The sequence below is a fragment of the Streptomyces sp. NPDC008317 genome (assembly GCF_042955955.1).
Lineage (GTDB): Bacteria > Actinomycetota > Actinomycetes > Streptomycetales > Streptomycetaceae > Actinacidiphila.
In genome coordinates this window covers 21,467-43,944 of the sequence record NZ_JBIBFQ010000014.1, presented here as the reverse complement: position 1 = coordinate 43,944, position 22,478 = coordinate 21,467, and the positions used below count along the sequence as shown (strand labels likewise).

Sequence of the window (22,478 nt, the reverse complement as noted above, 5' to 3'; positions counted from 1 at the left end):
GTCCGCCTCCTCGGCCGCACCGGTCACGCGGCGCCCCGAAGTGAGCTCTCGCCGGTGATTCCCTTGGTCGAGGTGATCACCGTCCGCAGCTTCTTCGCAAGGGCCTCGTAGAACATGCTGAGCGGAAACTCGTCCGCCAGCACGTCGTCCACGAGTTTGCGCGGGGGCTGGGACAGGTCGAGGGCGTCGGGGCCCTTCGCCCAGACCGAGCCGGGATGCGGGGAGAGGTAGCTGGCGACCAGGTCGTAGGCGGCGAACCAGTGCACGAGCTTGGGCCGGTCGATGCCGTCCCGGTAGAGCGTCTCGATCTCGGCGCAGAGCTGGTTGGTGACCTGCGGTGCGCGCTCCCAGTCGATGTGCAGGGTGTTGTCTGTCCAGCGTACGGCGTCGTGCTTGTGCAGGTACGCGAAGAGGAGCTGTCCGCCGAGTCCGTCGTAGTTGCGGACGCGTTCACCGGTGACCGGGAAGCGGAAGAGCCGGTCGAAGAGGATCGCGTACTGCACGCCCAGGCCCATCGGGTGGCCCTCGGCCTGGAGCTTCACGGCCTCCCTGAACGTGGTCAGGTCGCAGCGCAGCTCCTCCAGCCCGTACATCCAGAACGGCGCGCGCTGCTTGATCATGAACGGGTCGAACGGCAGGTCGCCGTGGCTGTGCGTGCGGTCGTGGATCATGTCCCACAGGACGTACGTCTGCTGCGCCAGGTCCTGGTCGGCGATCAGCCGGGCCGCTTCCTCGGGCAGTTCCAGGCCGAGGGTGTCGACGGCGGCGGCGGTCACCGCGCGGAAGCGGGCGGCCTCGCGGTCGCAGAAGATCGCGCCCCAGGTCCAGCGCTCGGGGGCCTCGCGGACGGCGACGGTCTCCGGGAAGAGCACCGCGGAGTTGGTGTCGTAACCGGGGGTGAAGTCCTCGAAGGTGATCGGTACGAACAGCGGGTTGTCGTACCGATTGCGCTCCAGCTCGGCCAGCCAGTCGGGCCAGACGACGCGCAGGGCGACGGCCTCCAGGTTGCGGTCCGGGTTGCCGTTCTGCGTGTACATCGGGAAGACGACCAGGTGCGGCAGGCCGTCGCGGCGGTCGGCCGCGGGCTGGAAGGCGAGCAGCGAGTCGAGGAAGTCCGGGACGCCGAAGCCGTCGTCGGACCAGCGGCGCAGGTCGGCGACCAGGGCGCGGTGGTACTCGGCGTCGTGCGGGAGGAGCGGGGAGAGCTGTTCGACCGACTCGGTCACCCGGCGCACGGTCCGCTCGGCGTCGTCCTTGCTGGGCGCGCCCTCGGCCTCGAAGTCGATGGAGCCGTCCTTGCGCTGCCAGGGCCTGATGGCTTCGACGGCCTGCTTCAGCACCGCCCACGCGGGGTGGCCGACGATGCCCACGCCGGACGTACCGCCGCCGTCCGCCACCTTCGCCGAAAGAACTTCGCCCATGACCCCTCCTCCACAAAAGAAACTGTCGTCCGGACACCGTATCCGTGACCTTGTTGATCCATCAAGGGGAGCCGGTGGAGATTGTCCTGCCTGATGGTCGACAGGCCGCTGTTCTTCCTGTCGTCTGCCGGGATGGGTCACTAAAACTTGCGCATAGGGGCCGCTTGAGCACGCGGTCCCGAGTCGTCACGGCGTGTTCGGCCCGCCGTCGCCCGGTCTCGCTAGGGTGCCGGTATGAGCTTCCTCACCGTCGGCCACCGCGGGGTCATGGGCGTCGAGCCGGAGAACACCCTGCGGTCCTTCCGCCGAGCCGAAAAGGCGGGCCTGGACCAGATCGAGCTGGATCTGCACCTCAGCAAGGACGGCGCGCTGATCGTCATGCACGACGCCGACGTCGACCGCACCACCGACGGCGCCGGCCTGGTCCGCGACCTCACGCTGGACGAGATCCGCGGCCTGGACGCCGGGCTCGGCGAGCGCGTACCGGTCTTCGAGGAGGTCCTCGAAGCGGTCGGCCGGCCGATCCAGGCCGAGATCAAGGACGTGGCGGCGGCCCGCGCGCTGGCCGACACCCTGAGCGCGCACGGCGCGACCGACCGGGTCAGTGTGCTGTCCTTCCACGACGAGGCGCTGGCCGAGATCCGTACGCTGCTGCCCGACGTGCGCACGGTGCTGGTCGCCAGCGACCTCGGCCCGGAGATCGTCACCCGCGCCCAGGCGGTGGGCGCCCGCCTGGTCAGCCTGGAACTGCGGCAGGTGAACCTGGACGTCGTCGAGCGCTGCCAGGCCGCGGGCATCGCCGTCATGGCCTGGACCGTCAACACCGCGCAGGAGTGGGCCCTGGCCCGCGCGCTGCGGCTGGACGGCGCCGCCACCGACCTCCCCGAGGAACCGGCCATCGCGTAGCGCCGCGGTACCGTACCGGCGTCATCCCGGCGCGCCGCGGTCCCGCGGCCCCGCGCAATGTGCCGGACACAAAGGTCCGGCATCCGGACAACTGGCCGAATCGCGTGGACAGACGCGCCCGCGCGGTGCCAAGGTCCCGCCATGCGTCCCGCGATCTCGCTGTCCCCGCGCCGTGCCGCGCTCGCCGCGGCTGCCCTGCTCACCCTCGCACTGGCCGGCTGCTCGCCCCAGGACGACACGACCGACGCCGGTCCCTCGTCCTCCGCGGCGTCGGCCGGTGCGACCGGCACCACCACCGCCACCACGGCGTCGTGCGCGCCCGGCACGCTCGCCACCCGTACCCCCGGCAAGCTCACCGTCGGCACCGACAATCCGGCGTACGACCCCTGGTTCTCGGACAACAAGCCGTCCAACGGCAAGGGGTACGAGTCGGCGGTCGCGTACGCGGTGGCCAAGCAGCTCGGTTACGCGCCGGACCAGGTCGTCTGGCAGACCGTCGCCTTCAACAAGGCGTTCGCGCCCGGTGCCAAGAACTTCGATTTCGACATCAACCAGGTTTCGATCAACGACGAGCGCAAGAAGGCCGTCGACTTCTCGCCCGGCTACTACGACGTACGGCAGACCGTCGTCGCGCTGAAGACCTCGAAGATCGCGAACGCGCACAGCGTCGCGGACCTGAAGAACGCCAAGCTCGGCGCCCAGGTGGGCACCACCAGCCTGGACGTCATCGACAACCTGGTGAAGCCCGCCAAGCAGCCCGCCGTCTACCAGCGCAACGACCTCGCCGTGGCCGCGCTCAAGAACGGCCAGGTCGACGGGATCGTGGTCGACCTGCCGACCGCCTTCTACATCACCGGGGCCGAGGTCACCGACGCCAAGGTGGTCGGGCAGTTCGCGGCGGCGGGCTCCTCGCCCGAGCAGTTCGGGCTGGTCCTCGACAAGGGCAGCAAGCTGACCGCGTGCGTCTCGCGGGCCGTCACCGCCCTGCACGGCGACGGGACGCTGGCCGCCCTGGAGAAGCGGTGGCTGTCGGACGCCGTCGGCGCCCCGGTGCTCGGATGACCGTGCGGGACGACCCCGCGCAGGTCGACACGTACCAGCCGTCCGCGCGGCGAATCGAGCGCGAGCTGTACCGACGCGCCCGCGGCCGCCGCGCCCTGGTAGTGGCGAGCGTCAGCACCCTGGCGACCGCCGGGGTGCTGATCGGGCTGATCGTCAGTTCGCCCGGCTGGCAGCGCACCCGTGAGACGTTCCTCAACGGGCACTACGCGCGGCTCGCGCTGCCGGACGTGCTCCAGGGCCTCTGGCTCAATCTGCGGCTGATGGTGGTGTGCGGCGCCGTCGTCTTGGTCGCGGGGCTGCTGCTGGCGGTCGTGCGCACCCTGCGCGGCCCGGTGTTCTTCCCGCTGCGCGCCCTGGCGACGGCGTACGTGGACTTCTTCCGCGGGCTGCCGCTGATCATCTGCCTGCTCGCGGTGGTCTTCGGCGTGCCCGCGCTGCGGCTGAGCGGCGTCACCAACGACCCCGTGCTCCTGGGCGGCCTGGCGCTCTGCCTGACGTACACCGCCTATGTCGCCGAGGTGTTCAGGGCCGGGATCGAGACCGTCCACCCGAGCCAGCGCGCCGCGGCCCGCTCGCTCGGCCTCAGCAGTGCGCAGACGATGCGGTACGTGGTGCTGCCGCAAGCCGTGCGCCGCGTGGTGCCGCCGCTGCTCAACGACCTGGTGTCGCTCCAGAAGGACACCGGCCTGGTGTCGATCGCGGGCGCCGTGGACGCCGTCTACGCGGCGCAGATCATCGCCAGCCGCGACTTCAACTACACGCCGTACGTGGTCGCGGGGCTGATCTTTGTCGCGCTGACCATCCCGATGACGCGGTTCACCGACTGGGTGACGGCCAGAATGAACCGGCGGCAGTCGCAGGGAGGCGTCGTATGAGCGGCACGGGCGGGGACCGGCTCGCCAAGGACGTACCGCCCCAGGCGCGGGACCTGGCCGACCCGGACCGGAGCCGGGACACGCCCGTGCTGCGGCTGGAGTCGGTCCGCAAGACGTACGGCTCCTCCGTCGTCCTGCGGGACATCGCGCTCGACGTGCCCGCGCACACGGTCACGGCGCTGATCGGCGCGTCCGGCTCAGGGAAGTCCACGCTGCTGCGCTGCGCGAATCTGCTGGAGGAGATCGACGACGGCGCGATCTTCCTGGACGGCGAGGACATCACCGACCCGCGGGCCGACCAGGACGCGGTACGGCGCAGGATCGGCGTCGTCTTCCAGGCGTACAACCTGTTCCCGCACATGACGGTGCTGGACAACATCACCCTGGCGCCGCGCCGGGTGCACGGGGTGCCGCGGGGCGAGGCGGAGGAGCGGGCACGGGAGCTGCTGGCCCGGCTGGGGCTCGCCGACCGGGCCGCGGAGTATCCGGACCGGCTCAGCGGCGGCCAGCAGCAGCGGGTGGCGATCCTGCGGGCGGTCGCGACCAGGCCGCGGCTGCTGCTTCTCGACGAGGTGACCGCGGCGCTCGACCCGGAGCTCGTCGGCGAGGTGCTGTCGGTGGTCCGCGACCTGAAGGAGCAGGGCATGACGATGGTGATCGCCACCCATGAGATGGCGTTCGCCCGCGATGTCGCCGATCAGGTCTGCTTCCTGGACGCGGGCGTGATCCTGGAGCGCGGCACTCCCGCCGAGGTGTTCGGCGCCCCGGCCGAGCAGCGCACGCGGGACTTCCTGCGCCGGATCACGGAGGCGGGACGGCTGTGACGGCCGGCGCCGGGCGACCGGGTTCGGGGCGCCGGGTACCGGGTGGCACGGGTGGATCGGGTGGCGGGCGTCCGGGTCTCAGACCAGCTTCTTCGTGAGCAGCTCGAACTCCAGGTCGTCCCTGGTCGGCAGCCCGAAGCGCTCCTCGCCGTACGGGAAGGGGCTGGTCTGCCCGGTGCGCTGGTAGCCGCGGCGGACGTACCAGGCGATCAGGTCCTCGCGGACCGAGATCACCGTCATGTGCAGCTCGGCGACGTCCCACTCCTCGCGGGCGAACCGTTCGGCCTCGGCGAGGATCACCTTGCCGAGCCCGGCGCCCTGGAGCGCGGGCCGTACGGCGAACATCCCGAAGTACGCGTGGTCGCCGCGGTGTTCGAGCTGGCAGCAGGCCACCACCTCGTCGGCGGACTCCACCACCGTCAGCCTGCTGTCCGCGCCTTCGATGACGGCCAGCACGCCTTCGGGGTCGGTCCGCTGCCCCTGAAGGATGTCCGCCTCCGTCGTCCACCCCGCGCGGCTCGCGTCGCCGCGGTAGGCGGACTCGATCAGCCCGACCAGGACGGGGACGTCGTCGGGGGTGGCGGCGCGGAAGCGGGGAGCGGCGATATCCATGCGGGCAAGGCTATCCCCAGGTCCGGGCCGCGCTCACGGGTCCTGCCGAGGTCTTCGCGGGCGGGCGGCGTCGGCGCGTGACGGGGCGCGTGTTCGACGTGGGGCAGGGCGCGGGTTCGGCGTGCGACAGGACGCGTGTGCGGCGCGCGGAAGGGCGCGTGCTCGGCGCGCGGAAGGACGCGTGTGCGGCGCGCGGAAGGGCTTCGCGACAGGGCTGGTGCTCACAGCGCGGGGGCGGTCTCGCGCAGCGCCAGCTCGAAGCGCCGGACGCCTTCGGTGATCTCGGCGGCGCCCGTGGTGTAGGCGAAGGTGATCCGTATGTACGGGGCGGGCGACTCGGCGGGGAAATAGGGACGGCCGGGGGCGACGGCCACGCCCGCGCGGAGCGCGGCGCCGGTCAGCGCGGTCTCGTCGGTGCCGTCGGGCAGCCGCAGCCACAGGTGGTAGCCGCCGGTGGGCACCGGGTCGGGGACCAGTTCCGGCAGGCGGTGCCGGAGCGCGGCGAGCATGGCGTCGCGCCGCTCGCGCAGTGCGGTGGTGACGGCGCGCAGATGGCGCGGCCAGGAGGGCGCGCCGACGAGTTCCAGGGTCGCCTCCTGGAGGGGCCTGGGCACGAAGAAGCTGTCGACCACCTGGATGGCGCGCAGCCGTTCCATCACCGGGCCGCGGGCGATCAGCGCGCCGACGCGCAGATTGGGCGAGGTCGGCTTGGTGAGCGACGCGAAGTGGACGACGGTGCCGTACGGGTCCTCGGCGACCAGGGGCGGCGGCAGTGGGTCGCCGTGGCCGAGCCGCCGGGCGAAGTCGTCCTCGACCACGAAGGCGCCCGCCGCCCGCGCGATGTCGAGTACCTGGCGGCGGCGCCCGGCGGCGAGCACCGCGCCGGTCGGATTCTGGAAGAGCGGCTGGCAGAAGAAGACCCGCGCGCCGCTGGCCTCGAAGGCATCGGCGAGCAGATCGGGCCGGACGCCGTCCGCGTCGAGCGGGACCGGCACCGGCCGCAGCCCCGCGGCGCGGGCGGCAGAGAGCGCGCCGGGGTAGGTGGGCGATTCGACGAGTACGGCGGAGCCCGGCGCGGCCAGCGCGCGCAGGGCCGTGGTGAGGGCGGCCTGCCCGCCGGAGGTGATCAGCACCTGGGCGGGCGGGACTCCCGCCTCGCGGCCGAACCAGTTCCGCAGCGCGGTGAGCCCTTCCAGCGGCGGCCGTTCCCAGGCGCCGGGCCTGCGGGCGGCGCGGGCCAGCGCGGCGCCGAGCGCCCGCTCGGGCTGGAGGCCGGGGTGCAGATAGCCGCCGTTGAGGGGGATGACGCCCTGCGGCGGGCCGACCAGGCAGCCCAGCACTCCGGAGGCGTCGACCACGCGCGGTGCCACGTCCGGGTCCTCCGCGGTGAGCGCGACCTGCTGCCAGGAGGTGTCGACGGCGCTGGTGGTCGCCGCGCCCTCGGCGGCCCGGTAGGTGCCCGCGCCGGGCCGGGTGACGACCAGTCCCTGCGCGGCGAGCGTCGCCAGCGCCCGCGAGACCGTCACCGGACTGACCCCGAACCGCTCGACCAGGGCCCGGCTCGACGGCAGTTTCGCTCCCGGTGAGAAGCGGTCCAGCTCTCCTCGGAGGGATTCTGCCAGCGCACCGGCACTGCTATCGTCATTCATGAAGGATAAGAATAGCGCTACTCCCCGCACCTCAGTAGCGGTCGCGGGCACCGCGCTCGCCTGTCTCGGTGTGGCCGCCTTTTCGCTCACCTTCCCTTCCACCCACTGGGCGCTGAGCGGATTCGGCGCCTGGTCGGCGGTGACGGTCCGGGCGGTCCTGGCCACCGCGGTCGCCGGGGCCTTCCTCGCGGCGGGCCGGGCGAAGGTGCCGGACCGGGAGCACTGGGCGGGACTGGCCGTGGTCGCCTGCGGTGTCGTCATCGGCTTCCCGCTGCTGACCACCCTCGCGCTGCGCACCACCGACACCTCGCACGCCGCCGTCGTCGTCGGCGCGCTCCCGCTGTGCACCGCGGTGCTCGCGGCCGTGCGCACCGGTGCGCGGCCGTCCCGTACGTTCTGGATCGCGGCCGTCGCGGGCGCGGCGGTGGTCACCGCCTTCTCGCTCGGCGAGAGCGGCGGCGCGCCGACCGCCGGGGACGGCTTCCTCTTCGCCTCGCTGCTGGTCTGCGCCGCCGGTTACGTGGAGGGCGGGCGGCTGGCGTCGGTGCTGCCGGGCTGGCAGGTGGTCGGCTGGGCGCTGGTCGGTACGCTGCCGCTCACGCTGCCCGCCGCGGTCGTGTCGCTGTCGCTGGAGCCGGTACGGCTGACCGGCGAGTCGGTCGGCGGGCTGGTGTGGGTCTCGGTGGTGTCGCAGTTCCTCGGCCTGATGGTCTGGTACCGCGGCATGGCGGCGATCGGGGTGACCAGGGCCAGCCAGCTCCAACTCGCCCAGCCCGTGCTGACGTTGGTGTGGTCCGCCGCGCTGCTCGGTGAGCACCTGGGCCGCGCCACACCGCCCGCGGCGCTCGCCGTACTGGTCTGCGTGGCCGTCACACAGCGCTCCGGCGCCCGGCAGGCGCGGGAAGTACGCAGGTCGCGGGCCGCGGCGCGGGCGCGCGGGGCCGAGGCGCCGGACGCCGGCCCGGAGGCGTTGCGGTCGGGCGACGCGCACGAGATCGTGGCACACGGCGATCCGCGACGGCGCGCGCCGCGGTGACACGCTCCCCCGACTACCCCGATGCGCTCGGGTGTGCGCCCTCGGACCTGGGCAGTTCTCCTGGGACCGCCGAACAACCGTCCGGCGGCCCGGTCGTCACGGACTGGACCGGGCCGGACGTCACGGACCGGACCGGACCGGACCGGCCGAGGGTCACCGCACGGACCGGGGCGCGCCGAAGAGGCGTGAGGATGAGGGGGAGGACGGCATGCACGGACCACCGCTGGTGGCCTGGCTGCTCGTGGCGCTCAGCACCGTCGCCGCGGTCGCGTGCCTGCTGCGCCGCGAAGCGCGCGACGAGGCGGTGATGGCGGCGGGCATGGCGGTGATGGCCGTCCCGATGTCCGTCCTCGACCCGCGGCCGTGGGGGACGCCGCTGTTCGCCGTCGTCCTCGGCGTGGTCTTCGCGCTGGCCGGGGTACGGGCGCTGCTGCTGGTCCGGCGGCCCGGCCACCATCTGCACCACTCCGTGTGCTCGGCCGCGATGGTCTACATGGCCGTGGCGATGGGCGGGGCGGCGTCGGCGCACGGCGGCCACGCCGAGCACATGGCGGCCACCGGCGCGGGCACCCCGCTGCTCACCGGCCTGCTGCTGCTCTACTTCGCGGGCTACGTCCTGCGCAGCGGCACCACCCTGGTCGCGCTCCCAGCGCAGGCGCACGGCGCGCCGGGCGGCGGCCCGCTGATATCCACCGGCCAGGCGGAAGGAGGCGCGGGCGGCGGCCGGGACCGTGTCCCGCTGCGGCACGCGCCGGAGGTCGCGGCGGCCTGCCGGGTGGCGATGGCGCTGGGGATGTTCGCGATGCTGCTGACCCTGTGACGGACTCGCTGCCGTGAGTCATGCGTCACATCGGGTCGTGGTCCGTCCCCCGTGAACCGCGCGCCTCCTAGGCTGATCACCATGACGGTCCCGTTCGTGCTGCTGATTCTCGGCGCACTTGCGGCGGCGATGGCGCCGCGTCTGCTGTCCCGTGCCAAGTGGCCGGAACGCGAACCGGTGCTGGCCCTGTGGGTCTGGCAGTGTGTGGTCGCCGCCGTACTGCTGTGCTGCGTGCTGGCCATGGCGCTCTCCGCCTCGGCCGCCTGGGCCGCGGTCCGCGGCAATCTCTTCGCGTTCGCCCCGAGCGGTGTGGTCGACGCCTACGCGCTGTCCGAGTACGGCCGCTGGGCCGGGACCATCGCCGTCCTGCTCGCGCTCGGCGGGGTGTGGACCGCGGCGATGCTCACCCGCGAGGTGCGCGGCACACGGTCGCGGCGCAAGCAGCGCCGCGCGGAACTCCGCGTGCGCGCGCCCCGACTGCCCGGCGAGACCGTCACGCCCAGCGAGCGTCTGGTGGTCCTGGAGGACGCCCGCTCCGACGCCTGGTGGCTGTCCGGCGCCGAGCCCCAACTGGTCATCACCACGGCCGCGCTGCGCCGCCTGAAGGGCCGCCAACTGGACGCCGTGCTGGCCCACGAGCAGGGACACGTACGCGCCAGGCACGACGTACTGCTGCACTGCTCGGGCGCGCTCGCGGGCGGCTTCCCGCAGGTGCCGGTCTTCGCCGCCTTCCGTGACCAGGTGCACCACCTGGTGGAACTGGCGGCCGACGACACCGCCTCGCGCCGCTTCGGCCGCCTCACCACCGCCCTCGCGCTGGTCGAACTCAACGCGGAACGCGGTGTCTTCGGCCCCTGCCCCACGCCGCTCGCCGCGCTGCCCGGCCGCGTGCACCGGCTGCTCGATCCCGCGCCCCGGCTGCCGCTCGGCCAACGGGTGCGGATGACGGCCTTCGCGCTGCTGGTCCCGGCCGTCCCGCTGCTGATCGCTTTCGGCCCCGGCCTCGGCGCGCTGACCTGAGCGGCGGCGGGAGAGGCGGGGCCATGGCCGTCAAAGGCGTGATGTTCGACTTCTCCGGCACCCTGATGCGGGTCGAAGCGGCCGAGTCCTGGCTGCGGTCGGCGCTCACCGCCGAGGGCGTCACGGCCACCGACGACGAGGTCGCGGCGTACGCCGGAACGCTGGAGCGGGCGGGCGCGCTGCCCGGCGGCGGACCGCCCGAGCGGATTCCGCCGCGATTGGCGGCGGCCTGGGCCCGGCGCGACACCAACGCGGCCGAGCACCGGGCGGCGTACGGCGGCCTGTCCCGTACCGTCGCGCTCCCCTGGGATGTGCACGACGCGCTCTACGACCGGCACATGGCGCCCGCCGCGTGGAATCCGTACCCCGACACCGAGCGCGTGCTGCGGGCCCTGCGGGACCGGGGCGTGCCGGTGGCGGTGGTGAGCAACATCGGATGGGATCTGCGGCCGGTCTTCGGGGAGCACGGGCTGGACGAGTTGGTGGACGTCTTCGCGCTGAGCTTCGAGCACGGCGTCCAGAAGCCGGACGAGCGGCTGTTCCGGATCGCCTGCGACGGGCTCGGACTGGAGCCCGCGGACGTCGCGATGGTGGGCGACAGCCGTGCGGCGGACGGCGCCGCCGCCGCGCTGGGCTGCCCGGTGTTCCTGGTGGACCATCTGCCGGTGACGGCACGTCCCGACGCGCTGCTCGGCGTCCTGGACCGACTGGGCTACCGACCGGGCTGATGCGGCACCGCGCACCGTACGCGCCGAGCGCTCATGAACCGGCCGCTGAAGGGGCAAGCGCTTTCAGGACACGAGCCTCGATGACAAGCGCTTTCGGGATCGGCGCCGGTCCCGGCGATCCCCCGCGCCGCCGGGCCCGGCACCATCCCCCGTTTCCCGGACAGGGCGAAGCCCGCCGGGTTGCGCTGAGTATATTGGCTCGCAGCCAGTCAACGCAGGAGTAAATAATGTCCCCTCGGAGCGCATCGGTCAATGAAGCTATGCGTCAGCGTTCCCGGGAACGGTTGCTCCAGGCAACCGTGGAGCTGGTCGAGGAACGCGGCTACGCGGCCACCACGCTGGCGGACATCACCCAGCGGGCGGGGTCGGCACGCGGCCTGGTCTCGTACTACTTCGCGGGAAAGCGCGAACTGTTGCAGTCCGCCGTGCACCGGCTGATGCACATGGAACTGGCCGCCGCGCTGGACCGCGAGCCGCGGTCGGAGGACGGCCAGGAACGGCTGGCGCGGGCCATCGACGCGGTCCTCGGCCTCACGCAGACGCACACCACCTTGATGCGTACGCACATGGCGTCGATCCTCCAGGCGGAGGGTTTCATCCAGTGCCCGGAGCAGCAGAAGCTCGCGGCGCTGCTGAGCCAGGCGGTGGACGGCGCGGGAATCGTGTCGGGACCCGAGGGTCCCGAGGCGGAGTACCGGCTGCTGCGCGCGCTGCTGATGGGCGCGACCGTGGCGCTGCTGCTGCCGGGCGCTCCGATGCCGCTGTCGCGGCTGCGGGCCGAACTCTTCGAGCGGTACGGGCTGGAGTGGACGCTGGGGGTGCCGCCGAAGGACTGCGCGGTGGCCCCCGCGAAGGCCGGCGCGGGCGGGGACGGGGGCGGCGGGGACGGCGGGGACCGGCGACCGGTGGGCTGAAACCGTGCGCCTCGACCGGGCCGCCGGGTGCTGCGCTCTGCCGCGACGCGTCCGGAGGGCGCATGCTGGTGACATCCCGCCGAAGGGAGCACCGTCGTGTTACGCGTCGCAGTCGTCGGTTCGGGTCCGAGCGGGGTGTACACCGCGGACGCGCTCACCCGTCAGGAGTCGGTGCCGGATGTCGCGGTTGACGTGCTCGACCGGTTGCCGTGCCCGTACGGCCTGGTCAGATACGGTGTCGCGCCCGACCACGAGAAGATCAAGTCCCTCCAGGGCAGCCTGCGCAAGGTGCTGGAGGACCCGCGGGTCCGCATCCTCGGCAACATCGGCGTGGGGCCCGCGCCGCTGACGCCGGAGCGGCTGCTCGGCCTGTACCACGCGGTGGTCTACTGCGTGGGCGCCGCGACCGACCGCAAACTGGGCGTGCCCGGCTAGGAGTTGCCCGGCAGCTACTCGGCGACCCGCTTCGTGTCCTGGTACAGCGCGCACCCCGACGAGCCGCCGGACGGCTTCGCGCTGCGGGCCCGCTCGGCCGTGGTCATCGGCGTGGGGAACGTCGCGGTCGACGTGGCGCGCGTGCTGGCCCGGCGCGCGGACGAACTGCGGCGCACCGACGTACCGGAGGCGGCGCTGCGGGCGCTCGCCGACAGCCGCGTCACCGACATCCACATGGTGGGGCGGCGCGGACCCTCGCAGGCGAAGTTCACCACCAAGGAGCTGCGTGAGCTGGGCGCGCTGGCCGACACCGATGTGATCGTGCGCGAGGACGAGTTGGCGCTCGACCCGGCATACGCCGACCCCTCCGGTCTGCCGACGGCGGCCCGGCGCAATGTGGAGGTGCTGCGCTCGTGGGCCGCGCAGCCGCCGCGGGGACGGCTGCGCCGACTCCATGTGCGGTTCTTCCTGCGCCCCACCGCGTTCCTCGCCGACGAGGCCGGGCGGGTGCGCGCGGTCCGTTTCACCCGAACGGGTCCTGACGGGAGCGGCGGTGTGTCCGATACAGGCGGCGGCGAGGAGATCGACGCGGGACTCGTCCTGCGCTCGGTCGGCTACCAGGGGGTGCCGCTGCCCGGCCTGCCCTTCGACCCTCGGGGCGCGGTGGTGCCGAACGACGCGGGCCGCGTGCTGCGCGACGGTACGCCCTCCCCCGGCGAGTACGTGGCGGGCTGGATCAAGCGCGGGCCGACCGGTGTGATCGGCACCAACCGGCCGTGCGCCAAGGAGACCGCGGCGGCGCTGATCGCCGACGCGCCGGGTCTGCTGACGCGAGAGCTGTCGGCCGATCCGCTGGCCGGGCTGCGGGCCGCGGGCGTACGGCCGGTTGCCTGGCGGGGCTGGCTGGCGATCGAGGCGGCGGAGGCGGAGTGGGGCCGTTCCCTGGACCGGGGGACGGTCAAGATCCCCGACTGGGAAGGGCTGTTGACGGCGGCGGCCCACTCGTCGTCGCCGCCCGCCGAGGGACCGGCCTGAGGCCCCGTCACGGACGGGATGGATCGAGGCGCGTCGAATCCAGCCACTCGAAATCCGGGCACTCGAATCCGGGCACTCGAATCCAGGGACTCGGATACAGGGACTCGGATACAGGGACTCGGATACAGGCACTCGGATACAGACTTTGGATCCAGGTGCCCGACGCCCCACGGTCAGCCGTCGAGCCGGGCCGCCTGGCGGGCCGCCGCGTCGAGGACGCGGTCGAGCAGACCGGGGAAGAGCGCTTCGAGGTCGTCCGTGCGCAGCGCGTTCATCTTGGAGGTGCCGCGGTAGATCTGGCTGATGACGCCCGCCTCGCGCAGCACCCGGAAGTGGTGCGTGGTCGTGGACTTGCTGACCGGCAACGGCACGTCGGAGCAGGCCACTTCACCGTGGGCCGCGGCCAGATTGCGGACCACGATCAGCCGCATCGGGTCGGACAGCGCGTGCAGCACCTCTTCGAGCCGGATCTCCCCGGCGCCGGGGTGCTCCAGCGCGCGCCCGGCGGCGGCCGGGGCGTCGGCACCTGCGGCTGGCGCCGACGACAACGGTGCCGGTGCCGGTGACGGTGCCGGTGACGGTGCCGGTGACGCGTGGGACGGAATCGGGAGTGTCATGAACGTCATATTACGATACTCGTCGTAGTTTGACGCCTGCCGTACTACGGCGTCTATCGTAGAAGCCGTCACCAGTGCGCGGCGACAGGCCCCGACCGGTGGAGCCCCGCGACGGAGTCCGACGACGAGGAGAGTGCCGTGAGCGCGCTGTTCGAGCCCTTCACCCTGCGGTCCGTGACCATTCCCAACCGGGCCTGGATGGCGCCGATGTGCCAGTACTCGGCGGCGACCGAGGGGCCCGACGAGGGAGCGCCCGGCGACTGGCACTTCGCGCACTACGCGTCGCGGGCGGTCGGGGGCGCCGGACTGATCCTGGTCGAGGCGACCGCGGTCAGCCCCGAGGGCCGGATCAGCCCCGCCGACCTCGGGATCTGGAACGACCACCAGGTGGCGGCCTTCAGCCGGATCACCCGCTTCCTCAAGGACCACGGCACCGTGCCCGGCATCCAGATCGGCCACGCCGGACGCAAGGCGTCCACGGACCGGCCGTGGGCGGGTGGCGGCCCGCTGGGCACGGACGAGCGCGGCTGGCAGCCGGTGGCGCCGAGCCCGGTGGCGTTCTCCGACGAGTCCAAGGTGCCGACCGAGCTGTCGGAGGCGGACATCAGGGACGTCGTCGGGCAGTTCGTGGCCGGGGCCCGGCGCGCGCTCGCGGCGGGCTTCGAGGTGCTCGAACTGCACGGCGCGCACGGCTATCTGATCGGCGAATTCCTCTCTCCGCACAGCAACCACCGCACCGACGGCTACGGCGGCGCCTTCGAGAACCGGATCAGGTTCGCGCTGGAGACGGTCGACGCCGTGCGCGAGGTCTGGCCGGAGGAACTGCCGCTGTTCTTCCGCATCTCGGCCACCGACTGGCTGGAGGACGGCGGCTGGACGGCGGACGAGACGGTCCGCTTCGCCAAGGAACTGCTCGTGCGCGGGGTCGACCTGCTCGACGTGTCCACGGGCGGGAACGCCGCGGGCGTACGCATTCCGCTCGGCCCCGGCTATCAGGTGCCCTTCGCGGCCCGCGTGAAGGCCGAGACCGGCCTGCCGGTGGCGGCCGTCGGCGAGATCACCCACCCCCGGCAGGCCGAGACGATCCTGTCCACCGGCCAGGCCGACGCCGTCCTGCTCGGCCGCGAACTGCTGCGTACGCCGAACTGGCCGCTGCACGCCGCCCGTGAGCTGGGCTCCGAGGTGGCGGTGCCGCAGCAGTACGGGCGGGCCTTCCGCCGGGCCGGTATCTGACCGGTCCTGCCCGGCGGTCCGCCATCGGCGGCGTCGTTGCGCGGGCGGGTCCGATCCCCGTCCGCGGCACGGCCGTTGAGCCAGTAGAGTGACGGACCGTGACAGCGCGACCATTGAACGAGATCGTCGAAGCGGGCTGGGCGAAGGCGCTCGAACCGGTGGCGGACCGGATCGCGGCGATGGGGGACTTCCTCCGCGCCGAGATCGCCGCGGGGCGTACGTACCTTCCCTCCGGTGCGAACGTACTGCGCGCGTTCCAGCAGCCCTTCAACGACGTGCGGGTGCTGATCGTCGGGCAGGACCCGTATCCGACCCCGGGGCACGCGGTGGGACTCAGTTTCTCCGTCGCGCCGGACGTACGGCCGCTGCCGGGCAGTCTGGAGAACATCTACCGCGAGCTGGGCTCCGACCTGGGGCTGCCGCGGCCGTCCAACGGGGATCTCACGCCGTGGACCCGGCAGGGTGTGCTGCTGCTCAACAGGGCGCTGACCACCGCGCCCCGGCGGCCCGCCGCGCACCGCGGCAAGGGCTGGGAAGAGGTCACCGAGCAGGCGATCAGGGCGCTCGCCGCCCGGGGCCGTCCGCTGGTCTCCGTGCTGTGGGGCCGGGACGCCCGCAATCTGCGACCGCTGCTCGGGCAGTTGCCCGCCATCGAGTCCTCGCACCCCTCCCCCATGTCGGCCGACCGCGGCTTCTTCGGCTCGCGGCCCTTCAGCCGCGCCAATGATCTGCTGGTCCGGCAGGGTGCGCAGCCGGTCGACTGGCTCCTTCCCTGACATGTCTTGACGGTACTCTGCCCGGGTGACGACGCATCCCAATACTCCGGCGGGCTGGTACGCCGACCCGCAAGGCACTCCGAATCTGCTCCGCTACTGGGACGGCAAACAGTGGACGGAGCACACGAACCCCGGCCAGATTCCGCAGCAGCAGCAAGGCGGCGGCAACGCGTGGGAGGTGAATGTCAGCGGCGCCCCCGACCCGTCCAAGGTCCAGCGCCAGGTGCAGCAGCAGGCCGGGATAGCGCCGACCTCGTTCGGCGGCGGCACCCTGTTCACCGAGCCGATCCTGGTGGTGAACCAGAAGGCCAAGCTGATCGAGCTGGTCAACGAGTACAGCGTCTTCGACCAGCAGGGCCGTACCCTCGGCTCGGTCGTCGAGATCGGGCAGAGCACGGCGAAGAAGGTGCTGCGCTTCGTCTCCAGCGTGGACCAGTTCCTGACCCACAAGCTGGAGGTCAGGGACGCGCACGGGCAGCCGCAGTTGGTGCTCACCCGGCCCGCGAAGTTCATCAAGTCCAAGGTGCTGGTGCACCGCTCGAACGGTGAGCCGCTCGGCGAGATCGTGCAGCAGAACGCCTTCGGCAAGATCAAGTTCGCGTTCATGTACAACGGCCAGCAGATCGGTGCCATCAAGGCAGAGAACTGGCGGGCGTGGAACTTCGCCATCGTGGACCACACGGAGACGGAGATCGGCCGGATCACCAAGACGTGGGAGGGCCTGGCCAAGACCATGTTCACCACGGCGGACAACTACGTCCTCCAGATCCACCGGCCGCTGGCCGACCCGCTGCTGAGCATGGTCGTCGCCTCGGCGCTGACCGTGGACACCGCGCTCAAGCAGGACTCGCGCGGGCTCGGCTGATCCGTGCCCGCTTCCGCTGACTGGGTGCTCGGGATCGACTCCGGCGGTTCCGGTGTGCGGGTGGCCGTCGCCCGCGCCGACGGCACCGAGGTGTCCGCGCCCGCCGTCTCGGCCCGCCCGGCCGTGACCGGCGAGCGCGGGATCGACGCCGCGAGCCTGCTCGACCAGGTCGTGCCCCTGGTGAACGGCCTGCTGGACAAGGCCGGGGCCGGCACGCTGGCCGCCGCATGCGTCGGCGCGGCCGGTATGGCCACACTCGGCACCGACCTGCGCGCCGTGCTGCCCGACGCCCTGGCCGCCGCCTTCGGGGTGGAGTCGCTGGCGCTGGCCGGTGACGCGGTGACCGCGTACGCGGGCGCGCTCGGTCTGCGGCCGGGCGTCGTCGTCGCCGCGGGGACCGGCATGATCGCGCTCGGCACCGCGGCCGACGGCCGCGGCTGGCTGCGCGCGGACGGCTGGGGCCATCTGCTGGGCGACGCGGGCGGCGGGTCCTGGATCGGCCGCGCGGGCCTGGACGCGGCGATGCGCGCGCACGACGGCAGGGCGGGCGGCTCCACGGCGCTGCTGGCCCGCGCGGAGGAGCGTTTCGGGCCGCTCGACGGGATGCCCGCGCGGCTCTACCCGCGCCCCGACCGGCCCGCCGTGCTGGCCTCGTTCGCGCCCGACGTGGCCGCCTGTGCCACGGGGGGCGATCCGGTGGCCTCCGGCATCCTGCGGGCCGCCGCGACGCACATCCTGGAGTCGGCGGCTGCCGTACGGCCGGACGCCGCCGCGGTGGACGTGGCGCTGACCGGTGGCCTGTTCAAGATGGGTGAGCCGCTGCTCGGGCCGCTGCGTGAGCGGGCCGGGCGGATGCTGCCGGACGCCAGGCTCGTACCGGCGGCCGGGGATCCGCTGGACGGCGCGCTGCTGATCGCGGGGGCGCTGCACCGGGACGCGCTGCCGCTTCCGGCCGACCCCGCGCTGCTGCGGCTCGTCTCCCGTGCCGCACCGGCACGTTCGCGTACCGCACCAGTTCGTTCCGGTGCCGACGCGGCGCGTTCCGGCACAGCTCAGACTCGTTCAATGACCGAACGTGAGCGGTGAAACGGACAGATCAGGACAGGTCTGCCGCGGCTCCGACCCGGCCGAACATCCAGGCGCCCCAAGGCGTTAGCATGCGTCGCCATGAGCACTGCCACAGGGCCCGCCTCCGGCCTTCCCGTTCGAATGCCGCGCCCGCGCCAGCCGGGACGTCACCGCCGACCGGAGGCGCTGGCCGCGCCCGAGGGCGCGCCGGTGCTGGTTCTGGCCGTCCCCGGCACTCCCACCGCCGCCGCGCTCAGTCTGGCGGAGGAGGTCGTGAGCATCGCCCGCTCCGAGCTGTCGGGACTCGATCCGCGGATCGGCTTCGTCGACGGTGAGGACGGCGCGGAGACCGAATTCCCGGCGCTGCGCGGCGTCCTGGCCGCGATCGCGGACGAGCGGTCGGGGGAGGACACCGCGGCCGTCGTCGTCCCGCTGCTCGCGGGACCCGAGGCTTCGGTGCTGCGCAGGATCCGGCAGGCCATCGCCGACACCAAGGCGCAGGTGGAGCTGACCGACGTCCTCGGTCCGCACCCGCTGCTCGCCGAGGCGCTGCACGTCCGGCTCGCCGAGGCGGGTCTGGCCCGCGCCGACCGCGCCCGGCTGTTCACCGTGGCGACCGCGGCCGACGGGATCATCCTGGCGACCGTCGGCGGCGAGGAGGCGGCGCAGGCCGCGGGTGTGACCGGGCTGCTGCTGGCCGCGCGGCTCGCCGTGCCGGTGCTGGCCGCCGCGCTCGACGAGGACGGCTCCATCGCACGGGCGGCGGAGCAACTGCGCTCCTCCGGCTCCGGCCGGCTCGCGCTCGCCCCGTGCCTGATCGGCCCGGAGATCGCGCCGCAGCTCCTGCACACCGCCGCGGCGGAGGCGGGCTGCTCGGGCGCCGACGCGCTCGGCCCGTACCCGGCGGTCGGCAAGCTGGTGGTCACGCATTACGCGGGCGCGCTGGGCATCGCGATGCAGCAGCAGGAGAGCGCGCCCTCGCACTGAACGAGGCGGCGCGTCGACACGGAGACGACAACGGCGCGGGCGGGCGGTCCTGTCGAAGGACCGCCCGCCCGCGCCGTTTTCCTGTCGTGCGGGCCGCGCGAGCCCGCCGCCGCGGTGTCAGGGCCGGGCGAAGAGCACGCAGGACACCGCGGGCAGCGCGAGCGAACCGGCCTGCTTGGGGATGCCGGTGCCCGGGTCGACGTCGAACCAGGTGACGTCGCCGGAGCGCTCGTTGGCCGCGTACAGCCGGGTGCCCGACGGGTCGAGGGTCAGGTGGCGCGGCCAGTCGCCGCCGCAGCTCACGGTGTCGAGCAGTTCCAGCCGCTCCCCCGTCTCGTCCAGGGCGAGCACCGCGATGCTGTTGTGGCCGCGGTTGGCGGCCCAGGCGAAGCGGCCGTCGGGCGAGACGACCAGTTCCGAGGGGTAGTTCTCGCCTTCGGTGCCGTCGGGGAGCACGCGGACCTCGGCGAGCGGGCGCAGGCTGCCGATGGAGGGGTCCCAGCGGCAGACGGTGACGACGGAGTCGAGTTCGTTCATCACATAGGCGTGGTGGCCGGCCGGGTGGAAGGTGAGGTGGCGCGGGCCGATCCCGGAGCGCAGTCCCAGCTCGCGCTCGATCTCCAGCTCGCCGCTGTCGGTGTCCAGTTCGCAGACCCGCACCGAGTCGGTGCCGAGGTCGACGCTGACCGCCCAGCGTCCGCTGGGGTCGGTCAGCACGGCGTGGGCGTGCGGCCCGGTCTGGCGCTCGGGGTGGGGGCCGTCGCCCTCGTGCTCCAGCAGTGAGCGCAGTCCGCCGAGCGCGCCGTCCTCGCCGATGGACAGGACGCTGACGCTGCCGGGCTCCGCGTAGTTGGCCGTGAGCAGGTGGCCGCGGTGGACGGCGAGGTGGGTGGGCCAGCCGCCGTGCACCTGCACGGGCGCGCCGAGCAGCCGGGGCGCGGCCGGGTCCGCGAGCGAGAACGCGGCGGCGGTGCCCTCCGGCTCGGTCTCGCCGACCGTGTAGAGCGTCCGCCCGTCGTCGGACAGGGCGAGGAAGGACGGATTCTGCACCTCGGCGTTGTCGCCGAGCGCGGTGAGCGCTCCCGTGTCCGGGTCGACGGCGGCCGTGGTGAGCCCTCGCCCGCCCGCCGAAGTGAACGACCCGATGTAAACGTGCCCGGCCACTGCCGTACCTCTTCCGCCTGATGTCTGTACGGCGGCTGAGATTAGTACCTGACGGCGGCCGCGTCGCCCCCGGGTCCCACTGGTCAGGCGGCGAGCGGCGCCCGGGGGTCGGCGTGCAGGGGGGCGGCGAGGTCGGTGAGCGCCGTTTCCAGGACCCGCAGGTGGCCGAGCGCGCGTTCGGCGTGCGGATGTCCCGCGCCGTCCCGGGGCGTTTCCGGCCGGGGTTCCGGTGCCTCGACGCCGCGTACGACCAGGCGGCGCACGGCGTCCTCGACCCGTCGGCAGGCGGCCGACAGCCGCTCGTCGTGGCCCGCTTCGGGGTGGGCGACGACCTCGGCGAGGCCGCGCACCTGGTGGGCGCAGGCGTCGAGGAGGCGCAGTACGTGACCGGCCCGCGCTCTGCGGGCCCGCAGGGGGCTCAGCGGGTGCACCAGCGGCGCCAGGCAGGCGCGTACCCGGCCGAGTACCAGGTCCAGTTCGGCGGCGCGTCCCGCCAGGTCGGCGCCGGGTTCACCGGCGAGGTGCCGGGCGGCCTGCGCGGTGAAGTCGCGTACGGATTCCAGGGCGCGCTGGATCCAGGCGTCGGTGGCGGCGTGCGTGGTGACCGGCAGCACCAGCAGCACGGCGAGGGCAGCCCAGAGCGCGCCCGCCCCGGTCTCCTCGAGGCGCAGCAGGAGCAGCGCCGGGTGCAGGACGCCGAGCAGCCCGTAGAGGGAGCCGGCCATGACGGTGACGAAGAAGGTCATCCAGGAGTAGGAGACGGCCGCGCTGTAGAAGATGCCGAAGACGCACACCGCGACGAGGACGGCGGACGGTACGGGGGCGCCGTGCAGGGGAAGGGCGAGGGCGAATCCGGCCACGATGCCGAGCGCGGTGCCGAGCACGCGGCGGAAGCCGCGCACCAGGGTCTCGCCGCGCGACGCCGTGTTGACGAAGATCCACCAGGAGGTGGCGACCGCCCAGTACCAGCGGTCCTGCGACAGTGCCTGGCCGAGCGCGAGGGCTCCGGCCGCGGCGGTCGCGGCTTGGACGGCCTGCCGGGTGGTCGGCCTGCGCAGACCGGGCGGTTGGACAAGAGATACGGCCGGTACGGGAGCGGCGCCGCGTTCGTAGCACCACAGGCCGAAGCGGACGGTGGCGGCGGCGGCGAGGCTGAGGCCGATCGCCGCGTACAGCTCGGGGAGTTCGGCCGGTACGGCGTGCAGGAACTGCGCGATGAAGAACATCATGAAGCCGAAGACGCCGAGCGCGTGGCCGCGGGCGCCCCAGCGGCGGACGTAGACCCCGGCGAGGACGACGGCGACGAAGGCGGCGTCGCGGGCGAGCGGGTACGGGTGCAGCCAGGCCGCGGCGGTGAGCACCGGCAGTCCGGTCAGGGGCATCAGGGCGGTGGTGACCGCCTGCTGGCCGACGCGGGGGTCGGCGACGACGAAGAAGGCGAGCAGCGCGGCGAGACCGCCGCCGCACATCGCGGGCAGCGGAAATCCGGCCAGGCCCGCCGCGGTGACGGCGAGCGCGATGCCGAGGACGGCGCGGGAGGCGTGGCGCAGCCGCGCGCGGCCCGGATCCGGTGCGACGAACAACTTCTTCACGTGTGCGGTTCCACCCCTGTCCGGTACGGGTGCCCGGCGGCGGTCGGCGCCGGACATGGCAAAGGCGTTGCGGAGGACCGCAACGCCATCGTCACCACCAGGAAAGCACCCGAGCGGGCAGTGGCTCAAACTGGTCGCTCGGCGCTGTGCCATTGGTACGGTGAGGGTGCCCTGTCATCGACCATGAGGAGACCAGTGGCCCATGGCCGTCGACGCACTGGACACCCGCATCCTGCGGCTGCTGCTGGAGCAGCCGCGCACCAGCGTCCGTGAGTACGCCCGCATACTCGGCGTGGCCCGCGGCACCCTCCAGGCCCGGCTCGACCGGCTGGAGCGGGACGGGGTGATCACCACGGCGGGACCACGCGTGTCGCCTGCCGCGCTGGGCCACCCGGTGCTGGCCTTCGTGCGGATCGAGGTGACGCAGGGGCGCCTGGACGACGTGGGCGAAGCGCTCGCGGCCGTGCCGGAGATCATCGAGGCGCTCTCGATCACCGGGGGCGGGGATCTGCTCACCCGGGTCGCGGCCCGCGACAACGCCCATCTGGAGGACATCATCCAGCGGTTGATCCAACTGCCGGGCGTGGTCCGCACCCGTACGGAGATCGCCCTGCGCGAGCGGGTCCCGTACCGCGTGCTGCCGCTGGTGGAGGCCGTGGGCCGCAGCGCGGCGACCCGACGCCAGGGCGGACCGGGCGGCAGGGCGGCCGGGGTCCCGGGGCCCGGCGCCGGATCGGGCGACGGATCAGGCGGTGGCGCTCAGCGGGCGACCCGGTAGCCCTTCACCGCCGGGCGACACCCCCAGCGACCGCGCCCGATACGCGGGCGGCAGGCGGCAG

20 protein-coding genes and 2 pseudogenes are annotated in these 22,478 nt (G+C 73.3%); 16 read left to right on the top strand and 6 right to left on the bottom strand.

Annotation, left to right across the window (positions count from 1 at the left end; genetic code table 11):
* Positions 1–23: 23 nt before the first annotated feature.
* Positions 24–1,421, bottom strand: coding sequence for a DUF6421 family protein (locus ACFY9V_RS33410; RefSeq protein ID WP_355343798.1), 1,398 nt, complete (start codon positions 1,419–1,421; stop codon positions 24–26).
* A gap of 234 nt (positions 1,422–1,655) precedes the next feature.
* Here ACFY9V_RS33410 and ACFY9V_RS33405 point away from each other — a divergent pair, with 234 nt between their 5' ends.
* The 4 genes from ACFY9V_RS33405 (at position 1,656) to ACFY9V_RS33390 (ending at position 5,088) form a co-directional block, all read left to right on the top strand.
* The gene (locus ACFY9V_RS33405) at positions 1,656–2,327 is read left to right on the top strand and encodes a glycerophosphodiester phosphodiesterase family protein (protein ID WP_355343795.1); all 672 of its coding nucleotides are present in this window, start codon (positions 1,656–1,658) and stop codon (positions 2,325–2,327) included.
* A gap of 141 nt (positions 2,328–2,468) precedes the next feature.
* Positions 2,469–3,389, top strand: a complete 921-nt coding sequence (locus ACFY9V_RS33400) for a transporter substrate-binding domain-containing protein (protein ID WP_391164114.1) — start codon at positions 2,469–2,471, stop codon at positions 3,387–3,389.
* The gene (locus tag ACFY9V_RS33395; protein ID WP_355343789.1) at positions 3,386–4,264 is read left to right on the top strand and encodes an amino acid ABC transporter permease; all 879 of its coding nucleotides are present in this window, start codon (positions 3,386–3,388) and stop codon (positions 4,262–4,264) included. Before ACFY9V_RS33400 ends, ACFY9V_RS33395 begins: the two co-directional genes overlap by 4 nt.
* A complete protein-coding gene (locus ACFY9V_RS33390) occupies positions 4,261–5,088 on the top strand; it encodes an ATP-binding cassette domain-containing protein (protein WP_391164113.1) in 828 nt (275 codons plus the stop codon). Before ACFY9V_RS33395 ends, ACFY9V_RS33390 begins: the two co-directional genes overlap by 4 nt.
* Positions 5,089–5,166: 78 nt before the next feature.
* Here the strand turns inward: ACFY9V_RS33390 and ACFY9V_RS33385 are convergent, their stop codons facing one another.
* Together ACFY9V_RS33385 and ACFY9V_RS33380 are read right to left on the bottom strand one after the other, a co-directional pair.
* Positions 5,167–5,700 carry a GNAT family N-acetyltransferase gene (locus tag ACFY9V_RS33385; protein ID WP_391164112.1) on the bottom strand — a complete coding sequence of 178 codons (534 nt, stop codon included), beginning with the start codon at positions 5,698–5,700 and terminating at the stop codon, positions 5,167–5,169.
* A 221-nt stretch (positions 5,701–5,921) separates the two neighbouring features.
* Positions 5,922–7,349 carry an aminotransferase class I/II-fold pyridoxal phosphate-dependent enzyme gene (locus tag ACFY9V_RS33380; RefSeq protein ID WP_391164111.1) on the bottom strand — a complete coding sequence of 476 codons (1,428 nt, stop codon included), beginning with the start codon at positions 7,347–7,349 and terminating at the stop codon, positions 5,922–5,924.
* On the opposite strand from ACFY9V_RS33380, the pseudogene ACFY9V_RS33375 reads away from it, so the two are divergent.
* The 6 genes and pseudogenes from ACFY9V_RS33375 to ACFY9V_RS33350 form a co-directional block, all read left to right on the top strand.
* A pseudogene (locus tag ACFY9V_RS33375) lies at positions 7,348–8,232 on the top strand (DMT family transporter); the annotation flags it as partial. The gene ACFY9V_RS33380 and the pseudogene ACFY9V_RS33375 overlap by 2 nt on opposite strands.
* 361 nt (positions 8,233–8,593) lie before the next feature.
* The gene (locus tag ACFY9V_RS33370) at positions 8,594–9,205 is read left to right on the top strand and encodes a DUF5134 domain-containing protein (protein ID WP_355343777.1); all 612 of its coding nucleotides are present in this window, start codon (positions 8,594–8,596) and stop codon (positions 9,203–9,205) included.
* Between the two features lie 81 nt (positions 9,206–9,286).
* Entirely contained in the window at positions 9,287–10,225 is a 939-nt protein-coding gene (locus tag ACFY9V_RS33365; protein ID WP_391164110.1) for a M48 family metalloprotease, read from the top strand.
* A gap of 23 nt (positions 10,226–10,248) precedes the next feature.
* Positions 10,249–10,953, top strand: coding sequence for an HAD-IA family hydrolase (locus ACFY9V_RS33360; protein ID WP_391164109.1), 705 nt, complete (start codon positions 10,249–10,251; stop codon positions 10,951–10,953).
* 227 nt (positions 10,954–11,180) lie between these two features.
* Positions 11,181–11,867: a TetR family transcriptional regulator gene (locus ACFY9V_RS33355; protein ID WP_391164107.1), complete on the top strand. Its 687-nt coding sequence runs from the start codon at positions 11,181–11,183 to the stop codon at positions 11,865–11,867.
* A 96-nt stretch (positions 11,868–11,963) separates the two neighbouring features.
* Positions 11,964–13,337, top strand: a pseudogene (locus ACFY9V_RS33350) (FAD-dependent oxidoreductase).
* Between the two features lie 173 nt (positions 13,338–13,510).
* On the opposite strand, the gene ACFY9V_RS33345 reads toward ACFY9V_RS33350, so the two are convergent.
* Positions 13,511–13,885 (bottom strand): ArsR/SmtB family transcription factor, encoded by a 375-nt coding sequence (locus ACFY9V_RS33345; protein ID WP_391164210.1) that lies wholly within the window; start codon positions 13,883–13,885, stop codon positions 13,511–13,513.
* A gap of 207 nt (positions 13,886–14,092) precedes the next feature.
* On the opposite strand from ACFY9V_RS33345, the gene ACFY9V_RS33340 reads away from it, so the two are divergent.
* From ACFY9V_RS33340 to ACFY9V_RS33320, 5 genes are all read left to right on the top strand, one after another.
* Positions 14,093–15,187, top strand: a complete 1,095-nt coding sequence (locus ACFY9V_RS33340) for a tRNA-dihydrouridine synthase (protein ID WP_391164106.1) — start codon at positions 14,093–14,095, stop codon at positions 15,185–15,187.
* A 98-nt stretch (positions 15,188–15,285) separates the two neighbouring features.
* Positions 15,286–15,963 carry a uracil-DNA glycosylase gene (locus tag ACFY9V_RS33335; protein WP_391164105.1) on the top strand — a complete coding sequence of 226 codons (678 nt, stop codon included), beginning with the start codon at positions 15,286–15,288 and terminating at the stop codon, positions 15,961–15,963.
* Between the two features lie 25 nt (positions 15,964–15,988).
* Entirely contained in the window at positions 15,989–16,828 is an 840-nt protein-coding gene (locus ACFY9V_RS33330) for a phospholipid scramblase-related protein (RefSeq protein WP_355343755.1), read from the top strand.
* A gap of 3 nt (positions 16,829–16,831) precedes the next feature.
* Positions 16,832–17,914, top strand: coding sequence for a BadF/BadG/BcrA/BcrD ATPase family protein (locus ACFY9V_RS33325; protein ID WP_391164104.1), 1,083 nt, complete (start codon positions 16,832–16,834; stop codon positions 17,912–17,914).
* Between the two features lie 81 nt (positions 17,915–17,995).
* Positions 17,996–18,883 (top strand): hypothetical protein, encoded by an 888-nt coding sequence (locus ACFY9V_RS33320; protein ID WP_355343749.1) that lies wholly within the window; start codon positions 17,996–17,998, stop codon positions 18,881–18,883.
* Between the two features lie 117 nt (positions 18,884–19,000).
* On the opposite strand, the gene ACFY9V_RS33315 is transcribed toward ACFY9V_RS33320, so the two are convergent.
* Together ACFY9V_RS33315 and ACFY9V_RS33310 are read right to left on the bottom strand one after the other, a co-directional pair.
* Positions 19,001–20,047, bottom strand: a complete 1,047-nt coding sequence (locus tag ACFY9V_RS33315) for a beta-propeller fold lactonase family protein (protein ID WP_391050247.1) — start codon at positions 20,045–20,047, stop codon at positions 19,001–19,003.
* A gap of 83 nt (positions 20,048–20,130) precedes the next feature.
* A complete protein-coding gene (locus ACFY9V_RS33310) occupies positions 20,131–21,696 on the bottom strand; it encodes an FUSC family protein (RefSeq protein ID WP_391164103.1) in 1,566 nt (521 codons plus the stop codon).
* Between the two features lie 145 nt (positions 21,697–21,841).
* Here ACFY9V_RS33310 and ACFY9V_RS33305 point away from each other — a divergent pair, with 145 nt between their 5' ends.
* Positions 21,842–22,417, top strand: coding sequence for an Lrp/AsnC ligand binding domain-containing protein (locus ACFY9V_RS33305; protein ID WP_391164102.1), 576 nt, complete (start codon positions 21,842–21,844; stop codon positions 22,415–22,417).
* Positions 22,418–22,478: the final 61 nt, after the last annotated feature.

What these genes read in the sequence shown, in the direction of transcription:
- ACFY9V_RS33395 (WP_355343789.1), top strand. Translation starts at nt 3,386, where the DNA reads ATGACCGTGCGGGACGACCCCGCGCAGGTCGACACGTACCAGCCGTCC.
- ACFY9V_RS33410 (WP_355343798.1), bottom strand. Translation starts at nt 1,421, where the DNA reads ATGGGCGAAGTTCTTTCGGCGAAGGTGGCGGACGGCGGCGGTACGTCC.
- ACFY9V_RS33310 (WP_391164103.1), bottom strand. Translation starts at nt 21,696, where the DNA reads ATGTCCGGCGCCGACCGCCGCCGGGCACCCGTACCGGACAGGGGTGGA.
- ACFY9V_RS33380 (WP_391164111.1), bottom strand. Translation starts at nt 7,349, where the DNA reads ATGAATGACGATAGCAGTGCCGGTGCGCTGGCAGAATCCCTCCGAGGA.
- ACFY9V_RS33370 (WP_355343777.1), top strand. Translation starts at nt 8,594, where the DNA reads ATGCACGGACCACCGCTGGTGGCCTGGCTGCTCGTGGCGCTCAGCACC.
- ACFY9V_RS33385 (WP_391164112.1), bottom strand. Translation starts at nt 5,700, where the DNA reads ATGGATATCGCCGCTCCCCGCTTCCGCGCCGCCACCCCCGACGACGTC.
- ACFY9V_RS33355 (WP_391164107.1), top strand. Translation starts at nt 11,181, where the DNA reads ATGTCCCCTCGGAGCGCATCGGTCAATGAAGCTATGCGTCAGCGTTCC.
- ACFY9V_RS33405 (WP_355343795.1), top strand. Translation starts at nt 1,656, where the DNA reads ATGAGCTTCCTCACCGTCGGCCACCGCGGGGTCATGGGCGTCGAGCCG.
- ACFY9V_RS33305 (WP_391164102.1), top strand. Translation starts at nt 21,842, where the DNA reads ATGGCCGTCGACGCACTGGACACCCGCATCCTGCGGCTGCTGCTGGAG.
- ACFY9V_RS33360 (WP_391164109.1), top strand. Translation starts at nt 10,249, where the DNA reads ATGGCCGTCAAAGGCGTGATGTTCGACTTCTCCGGCACCCTGATGCGG.
- ACFY9V_RS33400 (WP_391164114.1), top strand. Translation starts at nt 2,469, where the DNA reads ATGCGTCCCGCGATCTCGCTGTCCCCGCGCCGTGCCGCGCTCGCCGCG.
- ACFY9V_RS33320 (WP_355343749.1), top strand. Translation starts at nt 17,996, where the DNA reads ATGAGCACTGCCACAGGGCCCGCCTCCGGCCTTCCCGTTCGAATGCCG.
- ACFY9V_RS33365 (WP_391164110.1), top strand. Translation starts at nt 9,287, where the DNA reads ATGACGGTCCCGTTCGTGCTGCTGATTCTCGGCGCACTTGCGGCGGCG.
- ACFY9V_RS33390 (WP_391164113.1), top strand. Translation starts at nt 4,261, where the DNA reads ATGAGCGGCACGGGCGGGGACCGGCTCGCCAAGGACGTACCGCCCCAG.